The following is a 15,619-nucleotide window of genomic DNA, read 5'->3' on the forward strand; positions in this document are numbered from 1 at the left end:
GGAGAGTTACAAGAGTATGCAGAAAGGTTTCAGATAGCTGTACTTAGCGCTATATCAGGTAAGGTTATGTCAGAGTCATCTTTTGACCTTATCAATCCACTATTGTGCAATGCCTAACAAAGCATTTAAGAGGGATTCTCAACGCTTGGCACTTTTGTTTCTACTTCAAATTTAGTGTTTACGGTACAATACTTTCGGTCGGGTGGAGGCGTTGTTCACCCCTTAATGCGGCGTTATGCTCTAAGCTGAAAAGTGGAACTTTATGGTGGTTGGCATGAATATCAAAGAATCTGATTGGAAAGTTTTCTGCGAAATTAAAAATGAAGCTATTCAGTTGTATTGTACAAGACAACTGAACGAAGTCATTGAAACTATTACTGACGAGTCAGAGCTTGCAGGGGAAAGGTTTCATTTCATGTGCCAGTATTCCAAAACATCAGAAAAGCAGATGAAGCTTATCTTTGATGGTCATTCTCGGAATAAGGCATTTATTCAGCTCATGCTAATGTGTGAAGAAAATTTGGTTGCACCAGAGCAGTTCGAGCGCCTTTCGGATGAATTAAAAAAAGACATTACGTCGTTGTTGGAAAGACGAGCATAACAAAGCGTTTAAGACGGATTCCCAACGCTCGGCATTTTCAGTTTTCTTTGGCTTAAGTGTTTACGGCACAATGCTTTAGGTGCAGTAGTATGCTTTGCTCACCACTTAACGCGGCGTTATGCGTATGCGAAAAATTAGCGTAAATTGTATGCTTAAACGTGATTCAGAATATAGAGGTAATAATGAAACTAGATGCAATACTGTGGGACTATGATGGAACTCTTGTAAATTCCGTTCCTAAAAATATTGATATCACAAAATCTATTCTATCTATCGTTGCGCCACGCTTAACGGGTGAGCATTTACCGAAGTATTTACACGATGAGGATTTGTACCATGAAGCGAATCATGGCGCTAAAAATTGGCAAGAGCTTTACGTTGATTATTATGGCTTAACTCATGACGAAATGATTATAGCTGGAAGTTTGTGGGCTGAGCATCAAGAGAAAAATAAAACAGAGGTAGCATTGTTTGATGGTATCAAGACTGTGGTCGATAAATTTTCTCTACTACCTCATGGTATTTGCTCTCAGAACTCACAAAACAATATTCGCAGTGTATTGAAAAGCAATGGTATAGATGCTCCATTTAAGGCAATTGTCGGCTATGATGATGTGTCAAATGGTAATCAAAAGCCTCATGCCTTTGGTGGTATTAAATGTGTTGAGTCAATATTTGGTCACACAGATAGCGAACTTCTCATGTATATCGGCGACCACGAAGCAGATACTAAGTTTGCCCGCAATTTAGAAATGGCTCTTGGTGGTAAAACTAAGGTAATTGCCGTTGCTGCGGGTTACAGTCGCTCTGAGCCAGAGCTGTGGGAATTTCAGCCTGATCACACCGCACATACTGTAGAAGATCTCTTGAGTATTATCGGAAAATACGCATAACAAACAATTTAAGAGTGACTCCTAACGCTTGGCAATTTCACTTCGGTTTGAATTTAGTGTTTACGGTGTAATGGTTTAGCTTAGGCGTTATAGCGTTGTCGCACCTTAATTGGGCGTTATGTGAATAGGGAAATTATGATATTACGAGTAGTCCCAGAATTATATTGTTTCGATATTAATGTTAGTAAATCTTACTTTATCAATGTGTTAGGTTTTTCTGTTAAATACGAACGACCTGAAGAAGAGTTTGCGTATTTAACTCTAGATGGCGTGGATATCATGCTTGAAGGGATCGACAGTAATAGTCGTAAATGGGTTTCAGGATCTTTGACATCGCCATTAGGTCGAGGTGTAAATTTTCAATGGGACGTAAAGGATATTGAATCGTTGTACCGTGGTATTTGTGAAAAATCGCCAGATACTATCTATTTGGTTCTGGAATCTAAGTCTTATCAATGTGGTGATGTAACAACAACTCAAAAACAATTTATTGTGCAAACTCCGGATGGTTATTTGTTTCGGTTTTGCCAAGATATACGCTGAAAGAATTCACATAACAAAACGTTTAAGAGTGATTCCCAACGCTCGGCGGCTTCAGCTCAAAGTTTGGCTTAAGTGATTATGGCACAATGACTTAAGTTTGGTGGTAGCGTTGCTCACACCTTAACGTGGTGTTATGTGATCCGGTGAAAGCTGCAAATTTAAGTAATCGACATTTGAAACAAACACTGCTTGTAGAATCATTATCAAATTTGAAAAAGGATATTTAGTGAAAGTATTACAGCGTATCATACTCATAACGTTCTTTATGTTTTTATCAGGGTGTGTATCTACTGAAGAGACTTTGTCACATAACACTCCAATCGTTGGCGTTTGGACTGGTGTTGATGAGAAAGGAATCGAAGGTTCTTTTATTTTTAATTCTGACGGTAGTGCAGATGTGATCAACGATGGAATCTCAACAAAGGATACTGTTGTTAAGAATAGAGGGACGATCAAATACTATTATGATCCATCTGCAACACCATCCGAATTGGTTCTAGTTGCCAGAAATAATAATGGCAAAATTAAAAAATTTTACTGTATTGTAGAGTTTGTATCAAAAGATAGTATTCGAATAAACATGCTTCCCTCAGGTAAACGACCGGTCGATTTTAGTGGTGCAATGGTACTTAACAGAACAAGCACATAACAAAGCATTTAAGAGTGACTCCCAACGCGTGGCGAGTTTACTCCGGTTTGAAATTTGTGTTTACGGTGCAATGGTTTAGCTTGGGTGTTACAGCGTTGTCGCACCTTAATGCGGCGTTAACTGTATTTGGAGAAAATAATTGGCTGATTACATAAATAAAAACATCTTAAGTCAGGCTTACATACACATCGAGCCTCAGAAACTTAAATCAAAAGAGGAATTAGCACAATTTAAGGTGGAGCTTGAGGCATTTGCTCGTCAAAGGATTGGCTTTTTCTTATCTCCAGATTTACCAATAGAAATTGAGTTTGAAGAAGGCTCTTTAATCGCAAGAATCACTGTACTTGGTACGATCAGCGTACTTTTCCAATTTATCTCGGGTTACAAGGACTTTCGAGAAGGAATCCAATTTATGTACGCTGACGCCAAACGAGTAACTGACTATATAATTTCTCACACAACGTTTGAGTCTGGGGCAAAGCAACAAGACGTTATCCGATTAGAAGCTCGCGTGGGTATTATTGGTTCAATCCAAAAGTCTATCAATCAACTTGAGGCAATTAAGAGAGGTGCCAGTGGTGGCATGCTGGCGGAAGACATTGGAAAAAAGGTTGNAGACGCAATCACAGATCTTCAAAAATTAATGGACAATATAAATGATGCGTCAGATAAAAAGTTGGTTGGCACCGGTCTACTTGGTATAGCTAATGAAATTCCGTTTCAGCCCAAAGCGCCTAAGGACAAAGTTAATTCATTAGAGGCAATCTTAGGCTTTCAGCGCAGAAGGCAAAGGCTCTTAGGACACCTCAAACAATACAGTTAACAAGCAATTTAAGAGGGATTCCCAACGCTTGGCATTTTTGCTTCTACTTCATTTATAGTGGTTACGGTACAATGCTTTAGGTTGGGTGGTAGCGTTGCTCACCCCTTAATTGGGCGTTAGGCTAAATTATTTAAGTTAGGAGATACGACTCTATGGCAGTAGAAAGAGTTGAGGCAATTAAAACAACATATAAAGGTATTGAATACCGCTCACGAACAGAGGCTCGCTGGGCTGTGTTTTTTGATGGTATTGGAGTGCAATTTGAATACGAGAAAGAATATATAGATTTATCAAATGGTCAAAAATATCTACCAGATTTTTTTCTTCCTGAATTCAATGCATTTTTTGAAGTGAAGCCAAATTCAGACGCTATAGTCACTGAGGAATGTGTCAAAGCTCGCTTGCTTTCTCAGGACCTGGCTGATCAAGCTATTAACGTTTGGTTAGCTACTGGTGGTCCTTCAGAACAAAATGGAAATGTGATACCACTAAACCATTGGGATTTATCAGACGACATTGAGCATATTCTATCCGCTAGGGAAAACCGCTATATGTTTTATCAGGACCGTAGAGATGAAGGTATCTACTGGCTATATGCTGTAGATCATACAGATACTATGAGATCGGCATACTTTATTGGTGGTTGGGGAACAGAAACCGATCATTTAAAAGAGCCAATGATGTTCGGTCAGGTTCAGGCTGCATATCAAAGAGCTCGCGAATATTCGTTCGAAAATTAAGCCTAACAAACTGTTTAAGAGTGATTCGCAACGCGTGGCATTTTTACTATGCGTTGCATTTAGTGTTTAAGGTGGTTTGCGGGAGCTTCGGTATTGCGTGCTCACACCTTAACAGGGCGTTATGTGCTTTAGAGGAAAATGATGAAAAGTCGACTAATTTTAGCTTTATCTTGCATGGTTTCTATCACTTCTATTGCAGGTGAAAATGCCCCGATAGATTGCGATAATGCTTTAAATACACTCCAAATCAACCAGTGTGCATCAGTAGAACTCGAATCAGCAAAAGAAGATCTTTCCAAATAYTTGGACGCTAGCTTTGAACATAATTCATATGACCCAGAATTAGTTAAAGCAATCAAAGTCGCTCAARTTGACTGGCAGGCATATATGTCATCTCATTGTGATTCTGTATATACGCAATGGCGTGATGGCACAATTCGAGGTGTTATGGCAATTTCATGTAAAACCAAGCTAACCAAGCAAAGAACTCATGAAGTTTGGGAGACCTTTTTAACCTACATGGACAGTACTCCTCCAGTGTTACCTGAACCAAAACAGTAGGTTAATCTACCACGCACATAACAAAGCGTTTAAGACGGATTCCCAACGCTTTGCATTTTGGGTTTGCTTCGGATTAAGTGTTTACGGCACAATACTTTAAGTGCAGTGGTCTGCGTTGCTCACCACTTAACGCGGCGTTATACCCTTTCTCTAACTCCATGAATTAATGAGTAATATATGGTCAGCTTACTGAAAGTTGTGTTTGTTGTTAATTTCATATCCATTAGCGGCATAATGCTTTTGTTGAGTTTTGTGGACTATTTTTCAAACTCAAGAATCAGTGATTTATTATTTTATTCGGGTGTGCTGATTTGGATTGTTGCAAGCCTAACTTGGGAAGGCGGAAAAGTGAGCCGAAACTATGATGTCGATTATGTAACAAGTAAAATGAAATCAATGGTGAAAGGGCATGATTTACAGTCTGAAAAGTGGTTGAACTATCGAGCAAATTATAAGTTTGGCTTGGTTATGTTTATTGCAGGAATACCATCATTTATTGGAAGCTTTATTTTAACCTATTTGGTGTGAAATTGATTGTATACCTGCAACACGGGTCTAACAAACAATTTAAGAGTGACTCCTAACGCTTACCGATTTTACTCCGATTTGAATTTTGTGTTTACGGCGCAATGGTTTAGTCTGGGTTTCATAGCGTTRTCGCACCTTAATTGGGCGTTATAAGGTTTCAAAGGTATGAATGAAGAAGAACAATATGTTGAGTGTTGTACTCACGGAAAGCAGCAGGCTACGTATGTATGTCAGCATGTCGTAGAAAGCCTTCGCGACGGAAAGCCGAGGGGATTCTGGTCGGCAGAACCTGAGCCTGGGAATGAACGACCAGATTCATGGTGCAGTGCTTGCGAAGACAAAGTAAATAGCGATGGTGGTGAGTGGAATGATGAATCTGAAGCCTTTGCTGGCGTAACACTACTTTGCGGTGCTTGCTATGACCGCGCAAAAGAAATGAACGTCAAAAATTAGTTACGTTGCAAGGACCATATAACAAAGCATTTAAGAGGGATTCTCAACGCTCGGCATTTTTGCATCTACTTCAAATTTAGTGTTTACGGTACAATGCTTTAGGTTGGGTGGAGGCGTTGTTCACCCCTTAATGCGGCGTTATAAGTTTTAGGAGGTCATAATGGCTATTGATGGAATTGCAAAAAATCAGCATTACGTTCCTCAATTCATCTTGAGGAATTTCTCATTTGGTAAAAGAGAACAAGTTTGTGTATTTGATAAGAGTATTTGTAAGAAATTTTCAACGAATGTTAGAAATGTAGCTTCGGAAAATGGTTTTTATAATTTCAAACTCGATGATGAGATGCATTCATTGGAACCACATTTAGGCGAAATTGAAGATCTATCAGCAGTTATTATTAATAAAATTGTTAAAAATGCATCATTAGAAAACTTATCTCTAGAAGATAAAAAAACGCTTTCTTATTTTATGGCAATACAATTTGTACGAACAAAAGACTACCGAGAGCACTTTAAAGATGGAGCTACTAAGCTTAGAGAAGCTTTAAAAAGTAGGGGGCTTACAGATGAAATACTTGATCATTCTGGAATCTGTGAGTTAAGCGATGAAGAGGTTAAAGAGTGTTCGTTAGAAGCGATTAAGAATGCGGAATCACTTATACCTTATTTTTATAATAAAGACTGGACAATACAAAAAGCATCTTCTGATGTTAAGTTTTATATATCAGATCATCCTGTCTCAATGAAAAATTTTCATCCAAATACTGAATTCATGAATAATGTAGGTTTGGCAGTAGAAGGTATTGAAGTTTATTTCCCTATATCAAAAAACTTTACTTTAGGGATGTATTGTCCAACATTATTACAATCATTTAAAAAAGAGCTTCTTATTGCAAAGGCCAATTTTGCATTATCATATGACGTTGATTCTTCAATTATTGAGGCCATAAATCATATGGAAGAATTAGTTGTAAGCTTTGAAACTGGTTCTCCACTTTTACTTGGCAACGAAAATGTTATTCATTTAAATAGCTTACAAGTAATGAATGGAAATAGATTTGTATATTCATGTAATGATAGTTTCGAATTGGTTGAAAGGATGCTGACAACTTGCGATTCTTTCCAAACAGGTCGTAGAAGTTCTATTAGATAAACTTATAACAAACAATTTAAGAGTGATTCCCCACGCTTGGCATTTTTGGTTTGGGTTTAGTTTAGTGTTTACGGTGTCCAATTTGAGTGTCGTGGTAGCGTGGCTCACACCTTAATTGGGCGTTATATTGCCTAGAATTCAAAGGGTTAAATTATCCGTTTGTCTTTGTTCTCCGTCCGAGCTACACACCTGTTCGTCTCGTGAAAAATGCCATCAAAATGACCATCGCTCGTAGAAAGTGTGTCGGTTAATTAGCTGCAACGTCACGCAAGTCTCCTCGTTAGTAAGTTTTGTTGGCTCAAGTTCATTTTGCGCGGCTTCTTTTTCGTGGGATCTTTATTGAAAGCTGTAGCTTCAGCGCACTTTGCCGTCAGGTTTCTCGCTCGAATTCTTTGTCATTCTGGCTGATCGTATGGCTCCAATTTCAGCTCATTTCGCTTCTTAGCCAAGTGCGTTTTATTGTCTATAGTTGAGTTTTGAACTATCCGTTTTACATCTGAGTTCAAAGCCAGTAGATTTTTAGTCAATTCAGCACCTTGGCGCTAAACTTGGCTTCATCGTGCGGGCAATATAACAAAGCATTTAAGAGGGATTCTCAACGCTTGGCATTTTTGTATCTACTTCAAATTTAGTGTTTACGGTACAATACTTTAGGTCAGGTGGAGGCGTTGTTCACCCCTTAATGCGGCGTTATGTGCTATCATCAATTTCTTCCACTTTACGGTGTTTTTTATGAAACTTATTCCTCTTTTAAAGCAGCCTCGCATTCACTGACGGCATAGTGTTATTTCAATAATTCTTATTATTTAACATTTGCTTGAGGTTTCGTATGCAAAAAAAGCATTGGTCAAAATTTCAGTTACTCCATGAGGTGGTAACTAACCCTAATATTTCTATCAAAGGTACTCACAGTTATTACAGTGATTGCTGGGATAGCGGGTTTGAAGAATCTGTTGTTCGATATCTTCACGGTGATGAAGTTAGCCGTAATTGGGAACCAAGGTGGAAAATAGATAAGCTCCATATTGGTGATTATGTTTGTATTGGTGCAGAAGTGGTTATCTTAATGGGTGGTAATCATACCCATAGAGCGGATTGGTTCTGCTTGTACCCATTTATGGATTACATTGATGAAGCTTATATCGGTAAAGGTGATACCTTTATCCATGATGGTGCGTGGCTCGGGATGAGGTCAATGGTTATGCCTGGCGTAACTATTGGAGAAGGTGCGATAGTTGCAGCAAATAGCGTAGTAACCAAAGATGTYGCTCCCTATAGTGTTGTTGGAGGAACGCCCGCGAAATTAGTTAAATATCGCTTTGATGAATCGATTATTGCTGAGCTTCTGAAAATGCGAATTTATGACTGGCCTTTGGAGAAGTTCGAAGTATTAAAGCGGTATCTGTGTGCCTCGGACATTCAGCAACTGAAGAGTGCAGCNYTGGCGTAYGATGGTCAAAAATAGCACATAACAAAGCGTTTAAGAGTGATTCCTCACGCTTGGCAGTTTCGCTTCGCTCAAGTATAGCCAAGCGTGCATCACACCTTAACGCGGCGTTATGTGAATAGGGAAATTATGAAATTACGAGTAGTCCCAGAATTATATTGTTTCGATATTAATGTTAGTAAGTCTTATTTTATCAATGTGTTAGGATTTTCTGTTAAATACGAACGACCTGAAGACGAGTTTGCGTATTTAACCCTAGATGGCGTGGATGTCATGCTTGAAGGTATCGACAGTAATAGTCGTAAATGGGTTTCAGGATCTTTGACATCGCCATTAGGTCGAGGAGTGAATTTTCAATGGGACGTAAAGGATATTGAATCGTTGTACCGTGGCATTTGTGAAAAATCGCCAGATACTATCTATTTGGTTCTGGAATCTAAGTCTTATCAATGTGGTGATGTAACAACAACTCAAAAACAATTTATTGTGCAAACTCCGGATGGTTATTTGTTTCGGTTTTGCCAAGATATACGCTGAATGAATTCACATAACAAACAATTTAAGAGTGACTCCTAACGCTTGCCGATTTCACTCTGATTTGAATTTTGTGTTTACGGTGTAATGGTTTAGCTTGGGTGTTATGGCGTTGTCGCACCTTAATTGGGCGTTAGCTTACTAGTCGATTTAATCAAGGAAGTCATTATGGAAGATGTTCAAGAAAATCAGTATGAATTAGCGTCAAGATGGTCACGAATTGGCGCTGCAATTATCGATTCGCTCATTCTAAGTGTTGTGATGCTACCTTTAGCTTATTTCACAGGCGGATTTGATGGTATAAGTCAGAACCCACCAGTTGAAGTTCCAATGACATACCAAGTATTAATGGCTGCTCTTGGATTTGGGCTATATTGTGTTGTTAATTGGAAGTTTCTTTCTGAATCAGGTCAAACCGTAGGCAAGAAAATACTAAACATTAAGGTTGTATATACAGACAGCTCTCAAGCAACGGTTCAAGATTTAGTGTTTAAACGATATGCATTTCTTCTTTTTATCAGTTATATCCCTTGGATAGGTGGTCTGATTGGTATTATTAATCTTCTAATGATCTTTGGTAAGCAAAGACGAGCTCTACACGATCGTATAGCGAATACAAAGGTGATCGTAAGCTAACAAACAATTTAAGAGTGACTCCTAACGCTTGCCGATTTCACTCCGGTTTGAAATTTGTGTTTACGGTGCAATGGTTTAGCTTGGGTGTTATAGCGTTGTCGCACCTTAATTGTGCGTTATGTGTTTGTGAGGGAATTACGTGGAAAATGAGTCAGTTGGCTACAGTATAGAAGATTTCTATGTTGCTCTAAGTGGGTTTGATAAAGCGGTATGTGAGGCTTGTGCTGTCAGTAACTTCACGGGAAACCGCTACGCAGTTCACTACAAAGGATACTCATCTCAGATCTTTACGAGAATGTGTTTACACTCACAGGGGCTAATTTCAGCATTACCGAAAACCCGTTGGGCGAAGCGTGATTATGAGTGCTGGGAATTTAGCCTAATTGCCCCACATGTTCGCGCCTTAATGGAAGGTTATCTTCTGTTCTTCTATTTGTCTGAAACACCAATTAGTGAAGATGAGTGGTATGTAAAATTAAATGTTATGCACCTTAATGATTGTACTCGTCGAATTCGGCTGCATCAGAACATTAGAAGTGCTGAAGATGAAGCTGGTTGCCGTGATCAGCAAACAGAACTCAAAGAACGCCTGCAAGGCTCGGAGTTCTTTAAAGGATTGCCGCCAAAGCTACAAAAACAGCTATTAACTGGAAAGGCTCTCATGATCCCGTCTAGAGATGAACTACTTGAAAAGCTCGATGCAGATGTCGGTGAATTTAATGCATATTATGACTTAGTTTCAAACTACACGCATATACTGCCGATTTCTTATTATCGCAGTGAAGCTAACGGACGAGGCTCTGGCGTTTATAACCCAACGGACTTGTCTTACATAGTGCTTTTTTTAATCAAAGCTACTCAGTGGTTAAGTATATCTACAGAAAGAATGGTAGGACTCTTCCCTGATGCTGCCAAGGTTAAAAAAGGGAAAAAGTCGAAGTTTCCACTCGGTCCAAAGGAAAATATGAAGAACCGAAAATAAACACATAACAAAGCGTTTAAGACGGATTCCCAACGCTTGGCATTTTCGGTTTGATTCAGCTTTAGCGTTTACGGCACAATGGTTTAGGTAGGGTGGCAGCGTTGCTCACCACTTAACGCGGCGTTAGTTGCTCTGTTGTGAATTAGCATTTTCGAGGTAGTAGAAATGGTTCAAACTTACGGTTCTGAAGAAACAAAAGCTTTCTGTTGTAACTGCAAAAAGGTGACCCTTCATAGGTATCAAAGTTTCTCTAAGCCAGACGAAAGTAAGGAAACAGAAATCAAAGGTTTCTTCTTTGGTCTATTCGCTGCAATAGCTAGTGCTCTGATGGAAGGTGAACCGACAGGTGATTATAAGTGTAAAGAGTGTGGTACGAATCTTCATACACCAGATCATTTAGATTAATACATTACTTGGTGCTTGTAAGGACAGTGCTTGTGGCAAGTAACGCAACTAACAAACAATTTAAGAGTGACTCCTAACGCTTGCCGATTTTACTCCGATTTGAAATTTATGTTTACGGCGCAATGGTTTAGTCTGGGTTTTATAGCGTTATCGCACCTTAATTGGGCGTTATGTGAATAGAGGTTTCCAATGGATAAGGTAGTCAAAGAACGGTTCGACGAATATCCAGAAAATGTTCGTATTCGGCTAGAGGAACTGCGAAATCTAATGTTTCAAATCGTTTCTGAGCTGGAGCTAGGTGAAGTCGAAGAGTCTCTAAAATGGGGTGAGCCGAGCTATGCCGTCAAGACGGGGAGTCCAATCCGAATTGATTGGAAATTGAAATCACCAAGTAACTACTACATCTTCTTTAACTGCCAAACTAAGCTAATCGATACTTCTAGAGAATTACACGATGGTACGTTGGAATTTCAGGGTAATAGAGCAATTGTCTTAACTTTGTCAAACCCATTACCAGAGGCTGAGGTTAAGCATTGTTTGGAGCTTGCTTTAACCTATCAGCAGCGAAAGCATTTACCGTTTTTAGGCGCGCGATAGGCATTCACATAACAAGCAATTTAAGCAGACTGCCAACGCTTGGCATTTTCAGTCCGGTTTAGCTTCAGTGATTTCGGTGGTAAGTTTGAGTTTATTGGTAGCGTTGCCAGCTACTTAATTGGGCGTTATATTGCATAGGATTCAAAGGGTTAAATTATCCGTTTATCTTTGTTCTGCGTTCGAGCTATACACCTGTTCGTTTCGTGAAAGTTGCCATCAAAATGACCACCGCACGTAGAAAGTGTATCGGTTAATTAGCAGCAACGTCACGCAAGTCTCCTCGTTAGTAAGTTTGCTGGCTCAAGTTTATTTGGCGCGGCTTCTTTTTTGTGGGGACTTCATTGAAAGTTGTGACTTCAGCGCACTTTACTGTCAGGTTTCTCGCTCGACTTCTTTGTCATTTGGGCTAATCGAATGATTCCAATTTCATCTTATTTCGTTTCTTAGCCAAATGCGTTTTGTTGTCTATGATTGAGTTTCGAACTATCCGTTTTACTTCTGAGTTTAAAGCCAGTAGATTTACAACCAATTCAGCACCTTGGCGCTAAACTTGGCTTCATCGTGCGGGCAATATAACAAACAATTTAAGAGTGACTCCCAACGCGTGGCGGTTTCACTCCGGTTTGAATTTTGTGGTTACGGCGCAATGGTTTAGCTTGGGTGTTATGGCGTTGTCGCACCTTAATTGGGCGTTATACCCTCCGGAGGAAAAATGGACTTTAATGAATCAAATAACCCTAGCGTAGATAGGTTGGCTACTATGTACGATACATTCAAAAGTCTAGGGATATTACCTACAGAGCTTGAACGAGATGCGTCTGTACTGTCTGTGATCAAAAGTTTTAATTCATTATTTAAAGATCAGGCTTGGGTGCTAAATAATTACTTACCGCTAGCGTGTTGCGAAGAGGCTGTGATGTTAGCTCTGAGCGAAAAGTTTTCTCAAGCTGAGGATGTATTGATTGAAGGGGTTGATGAGGGGCTTTCCCTTTTTATGCAACATTTATCAACGGCTAAAGAATTTGAAAAACGTTTAGATATTCTGAGCAATGCAAAAGAACTACAGTTGCAGAAAAACTATGGTGCAGTTGTCCCTCTCTTGTTAATCGCTATTGATGGTATCTCCAATGATATTAGTAATCTTGGGCTATTCGCCCAAGAATCGAACATAGGCGTGTGGGATTCTATATGTCAATATGATGATGCTTTTACTTATTTACAAAAAAACTTTCTGACCAAAAGTCGAACAAAAACAAATTTCGATGAAATATTCGTTCCTTTCAGGAATGGAATCTTACATGGCAGAGATGTGAATTATGCCAATGCAAGTGTGTCAGCTAAATGTTGGAATATATTGTTTGTATTACGTACTTGGTACCGTGATAAAAAAGATGAGTCTTACAAAAGGCGTAAGCTCGATGCAGAGCAACATGTTTCGAAAGAAAATGAAGAGTTGACGAATTACTTACAGAAGTTTGATAAGCGTGAGAATGATCTTTTATTTATTGAAAGAACAGGCGCATCAGAAGTCGCCAATACTTTTTTTGAAAGCTGGCAGCAAAAGCAATGGGGTAAGATAGTTCCCCATATGTACCATCTAGTGGGGAAGCACCGAGGTAAATCAGCGAAAGAAGTCAAAGAAACATTCGATAATTTTGAGTTGCTTGAATTTAAGTGTTTAGGGGGACGCTGTGATACACCTAGTAGTGTGGTTTTCGATGTATATGTGGCTATTTCTGTGGGAGCGGAAAGAGAGGAGCATCAGATTAAGCTTTGGTTAAACTATTCATCTGACGATCTTCTACCTTTACCTATAAATCATCCTGATGGTAGTTGGGGTATCCTACAAAATTCACTGTCAAAAATACTGTTTGGACGGGTATAACAAACAATTTAAGCTGACAGCCAACGCGTGGCATTTTCAGCTCCAATTGGTTTAGGTGTAATCGGTGTGTTGCTTTAGGTTCAGGTTTGCGTTGGTCTGCAACTTAATTGGGCGTTAGAAGCCGGAGGGAAATTCAATGAATCCAAAGGATATCGTGCTTTCATTTTGGGAAGCAATGCAGAGTAATGATTTTTACAAAGCAAGCGAATGGCTAAGTGAAGATTTCGAGGGTTTTTGGCCTCAATCATCAGAACTTATTACTGGTCGCAGTGATTTTGGTGATGTGAATTCCTATTATCCTGCAAATGGTAAATGGCTATTTGAAATTAACTCAATTGTTTGTGAGGGCTCTCAGGTTGTAACGGATGTGTCGATAACAGACAGTGTACAAAAGGCTAGGGCAATTACATTTCATACCGTTGAAAATGGTCTTATTTGTAAGCAAGTTGAGTTTTGGCCTGATGAGTTTGATGCTCCAGAATGGCGTGCAAAGTGGGTAAAAATAGTGCCATCTCAGGCATAGTCGAAATGCTTCTAACAAACAATTTAAGAGTGACTCCTAACGCTTGACGATTTTACTTCGATTTGAATTTTGTGTTTACGGCGCAATGGTTTAGTCTAGGTTTTATAGCGTTGTCGCACCTTAATTGGGCGTTAAATTTTTTGGTGAAGTATGGCGATAAAAATCACAGAAGAAGAACTGAAATTAAAGTTTGGTGAACACCGAATTTGGCTACAAAGCCAAGGGAAGCAAGGTGTTCAGCTTGATCTAAAGAATAGGTTGCTTACTCAGATGACTTTCAATGGCTGCTCTTTTCGAGGTGCTATTCTTGAGAGGACAGTATTTAGTGGTTGTATGATATCAAATGCGGATTTTTGCTACAGCAAATTGGCTGGAGCCTATTTTATAGGCGCAGATATCTTATTTTCTGATTTCTCTTATGCTGAGGCTTGTTATTCAAATTTTGCTTATGCAAAGGTGAATGGTAGTAAGTTTTATAAATCAAGCCTTATGAATGTTAATTTCCAAGTGGCAACATTTGAGAGGTGTGGCTTCATCGAGGCAGATATTCGAAACTCCATCTTTACTCAAGCTAAGTTGATCAATGTTGATTTAAATAATGCTACTTTGGGAAGTACTGATTTCGCAGATACAGATTTGACGACTGCTATAAACCTAGAGTCGATGAATCATATGTCCACATCAATTTTTTCTATAAAGACTATCTCGGATTTTGGCGATAATATGCCGATTAAATTTTTAACAAAAGCAGGTGTAAGTGAAAGCCTGATCGAACGATTTTACGGATTAGAAATGACTAAAGAAGATTATTACTCATGTTTCATTAGCTATGCGACAGCGGATGAGGATAAAGTAAAATCAATATATGACGCACTTTGGTGTGCTGGCGTTAGTTGCTGGTTTGCTCCAGAGAATTTAAGAGCGGGCAAAAAAGTGCATGAACAACTATTTGAAGGAATAGAGGGACATGAGAAACTTGTTATTGTTTTATCCGAAAGTAGTATGAAGTCAGAGTGGGTCAAAACTGAACTGCGTAAAGCTTTCAAACTGGAACAGAAAACAGGTGAAAGAAAACTATTTCCTATTAGTTTAGTGTCTTTTGATACTCTCAGAGACTGGGAATGTTTTGATTCTGATTTTGGCAAAGATTTAGCCGTTGAATTGAGGGAATATTTTATTCCTAGTTTTCATGACGTCAAATCCAATGCTGATTTCTCAAAGGTGATTGAGCGTTTAGTCCTCGACCTAAAAAAAATTTAACAAAGCATTTAAGAGTGATTCCCAACGCATGGCATTTTTCATGTCATCGTTGGGTTTTGTGTTTACGGTGGTCAGGTTGAGTTTCGCGGTCGCGTTGCTCACACCTTAATGCGGCGTTAGGCATCAGGTGATAAATTGAATATTGATAACATTAAAATGCTACCAAACATAATCACAGAAACAAGTGATTTAGAAAGTCAATTCAAGGATTTGTTTGGGTCATCGGAAGCTAGTAATGCTAAAAGTGTTATTTATTTTTTCCGTTCAGTTCGTCCTGTTCCTAGGTTAAGAGGTGAGTCAGATATTCTATATATTGGCAAAACTAAACAATCTATTAAAGGTAGATATCTTCAGTACGCAAAGCATTTAGCGACAGGTTCTAGTGGTTGTTTTTATCGCTATATTA

The 15,619-nt window shown here is 39.0% G+C and carries 19 protein-coding genes; all 19 read left to right on the top strand.

Annotated elements, in window-relative coordinates; translation table 11 throughout:
- Window positions 1-274 precede the first annotated feature (274 nt).
- Window positions 275-601, top strand: a complete 327-nt coding sequence (locus tag L4C39_RS00180) for a hypothetical protein (protein ID WP_261914891.1) — start codon at window positions 275-277, stop codon at window positions 599-601.
- Between the two features lie 182 nt (window positions 602-783).
- Window positions 784-1,494, top strand: coding sequence for an HAD family hydrolase (locus tag L4C39_RS00185; RefSeq protein WP_429743722.1), 711 nt, complete (start codon window positions 784-786; stop codon window positions 1,492-1,494).
- A gap of 135 nt (window positions 1,495-1,629) precedes the next feature.
- Window positions 1,630-2,037, top strand: coding sequence for a bleomycin resistance protein (locus L4C39_RS00190; protein WP_429743724.1), 408 nt, complete (start codon window positions 1,630-1,632; stop codon window positions 2,035-2,037).
- A gap of 226 nt (window positions 2,038-2,263) precedes the next feature.
- Entirely contained in the window at window positions 2,264-2,686 is a 423-nt protein-coding gene (locus L4C39_RS00195; RefSeq protein WP_429743726.1) for a hypothetical protein, read from the top strand.
- Between the two features lie 975 nt (window positions 2,687-3,661).
- Window positions 3,662-4,249, top strand: a complete 588-nt coding sequence (locus L4C39_RS00200; RefSeq protein WP_041472788.1) for a PDDEXK family nuclease — start codon at window positions 3,662-3,664, stop codon at window positions 4,247-4,249.
- Between the two features lie 141 nt (window positions 4,250-4,390).
- The gene (locus L4C39_RS00205; protein ID WP_429743745.1) at window positions 4,391-4,810 is read left to right on the top strand and encodes a lysozyme inhibitor LprI family protein; all 420 of its coding nucleotides are present in this window, start codon (window positions 4,391-4,393) and stop codon (window positions 4,808-4,810) included.
- Between the two features lie 177 nt (window positions 4,811-4,987).
- Window positions 4,988-5,338: a hypothetical protein gene (locus L4C39_RS00210; protein WP_017052159.1), complete on the top strand. Its 351-nt coding sequence runs from the start codon at window positions 4,988-4,990 to the stop codon at window positions 5,336-5,338.
- Window positions 5,339-5,503: 165 nt separating this feature from the next.
- Window positions 5,504-5,791 (top strand): hypothetical protein, encoded by a 288-nt coding sequence (locus tag L4C39_RS00215; RefSeq protein ID WP_017052330.1) that lies wholly within the window; start codon window positions 5,504-5,506, stop codon window positions 5,789-5,791.
- A 160-nt stretch (window positions 5,792-5,951) separates the two neighbouring features.
- Window positions 5,952-6,944 (top strand): DUF4238 domain-containing protein, encoded by a 993-nt coding sequence (locus L4C39_RS00220; RefSeq protein WP_429743728.1) that lies wholly within the window; start codon window positions 5,952-5,954, stop codon window positions 6,942-6,944.
- 829 nt (window positions 6,945-7,773) lie between these two features.
- The gene (locus L4C39_RS00225) at window positions 7,774-8,409 is read left to right on the top strand and encodes a CatB-related O-acetyltransferase (RefSeq protein WP_429743730.1); all 636 of its coding nucleotides are present in this window, start codon (window positions 7,774-7,776) and stop codon (window positions 8,407-8,409) included.
- A 111-nt stretch (window positions 8,410-8,520) separates the two neighbouring features.
- On the top strand, window positions 8,521-8,928 hold the full coding sequence (locus L4C39_RS00230) for a bleomycin resistance protein (protein ID WP_429743732.1): 408 nt from the start codon (window positions 8,521-8,523) through the stop codon (window positions 8,926-8,928).
- A 165-nt stretch (window positions 8,929-9,093) separates the two neighbouring features.
- Window positions 9,094-9,561 carry an RDD family protein gene (locus tag L4C39_RS00235; RefSeq protein WP_141707858.1) on the top strand — a complete coding sequence of 156 codons (468 nt, stop codon included), beginning with the start codon at window positions 9,094-9,096 and terminating at the stop codon, window positions 9,559-9,561.
- A gap of 139 nt (window positions 9,562-9,700) precedes the next feature.
- The gene (locus L4C39_RS00240; protein WP_429743734.1) at window positions 9,701-10,543 is read left to right on the top strand and encodes a hypothetical protein; all 843 of its coding nucleotides are present in this window, start codon (window positions 9,701-9,703) and stop codon (window positions 10,541-10,543) included.
- A 165-nt stretch (window positions 10,544-10,708) separates the two neighbouring features.
- On the top strand, window positions 10,709-10,948 hold the full coding sequence (locus L4C39_RS00245; RefSeq protein ID WP_429743737.1) for a hypothetical protein: 240 nt from the start codon (window positions 10,709-10,711) through the stop codon (window positions 10,946-10,948).
- A 189-nt stretch (window positions 10,949-11,137) separates the two neighbouring features.
- A complete protein-coding gene (locus L4C39_RS00250) occupies window positions 11,138-11,545 on the top strand; it encodes a DUF1801 domain-containing protein (RefSeq protein WP_429743739.1) in 408 nt (135 codons plus the stop codon).
- A 712-nt stretch (window positions 11,546-12,257) separates the two neighbouring features.
- Window positions 12,258-13,430 carry a hypothetical protein gene (locus L4C39_RS00255; protein WP_429743740.1) on the top strand — a complete coding sequence of 391 codons (1,173 nt, stop codon included), beginning with the start codon at window positions 12,258-12,260 and terminating at the stop codon, window positions 13,428-13,430.
- Between the two features lie 136 nt (window positions 13,431-13,566).
- Window positions 13,567-13,953, top strand: a complete 387-nt coding sequence (locus L4C39_RS00260; protein WP_261889211.1) for a nuclear transport factor 2 family protein — start codon at window positions 13,567-13,569, stop codon at window positions 13,951-13,953.
- A gap of 150 nt (window positions 13,954-14,103) precedes the next feature.
- Window positions 14,104-15,213 (top strand): toll/interleukin-1 receptor domain-containing protein, encoded by a 1,110-nt coding sequence (locus tag L4C39_RS00265; protein WP_429743741.1) that lies wholly within the window; start codon window positions 14,104-14,106, stop codon window positions 15,211-15,213.
- 135 nt (window positions 15,214-15,348) lie between these two features.
- The coding region (locus tag L4C39_RS00270) for a hypothetical protein (protein WP_429743743.1) at window positions 15,349-15,619 on the top strand (271 nt) is incomplete at its 3' end.

The organism is Vibrio clamense (assembly GCF_050337905.1).
GTDB classification, from domain to species: Bacteria; Pseudomonadota; Gammaproteobacteria; order Enterobacterales; family Vibrionaceae; genus Vibrio; species Vibrio cortegadensis.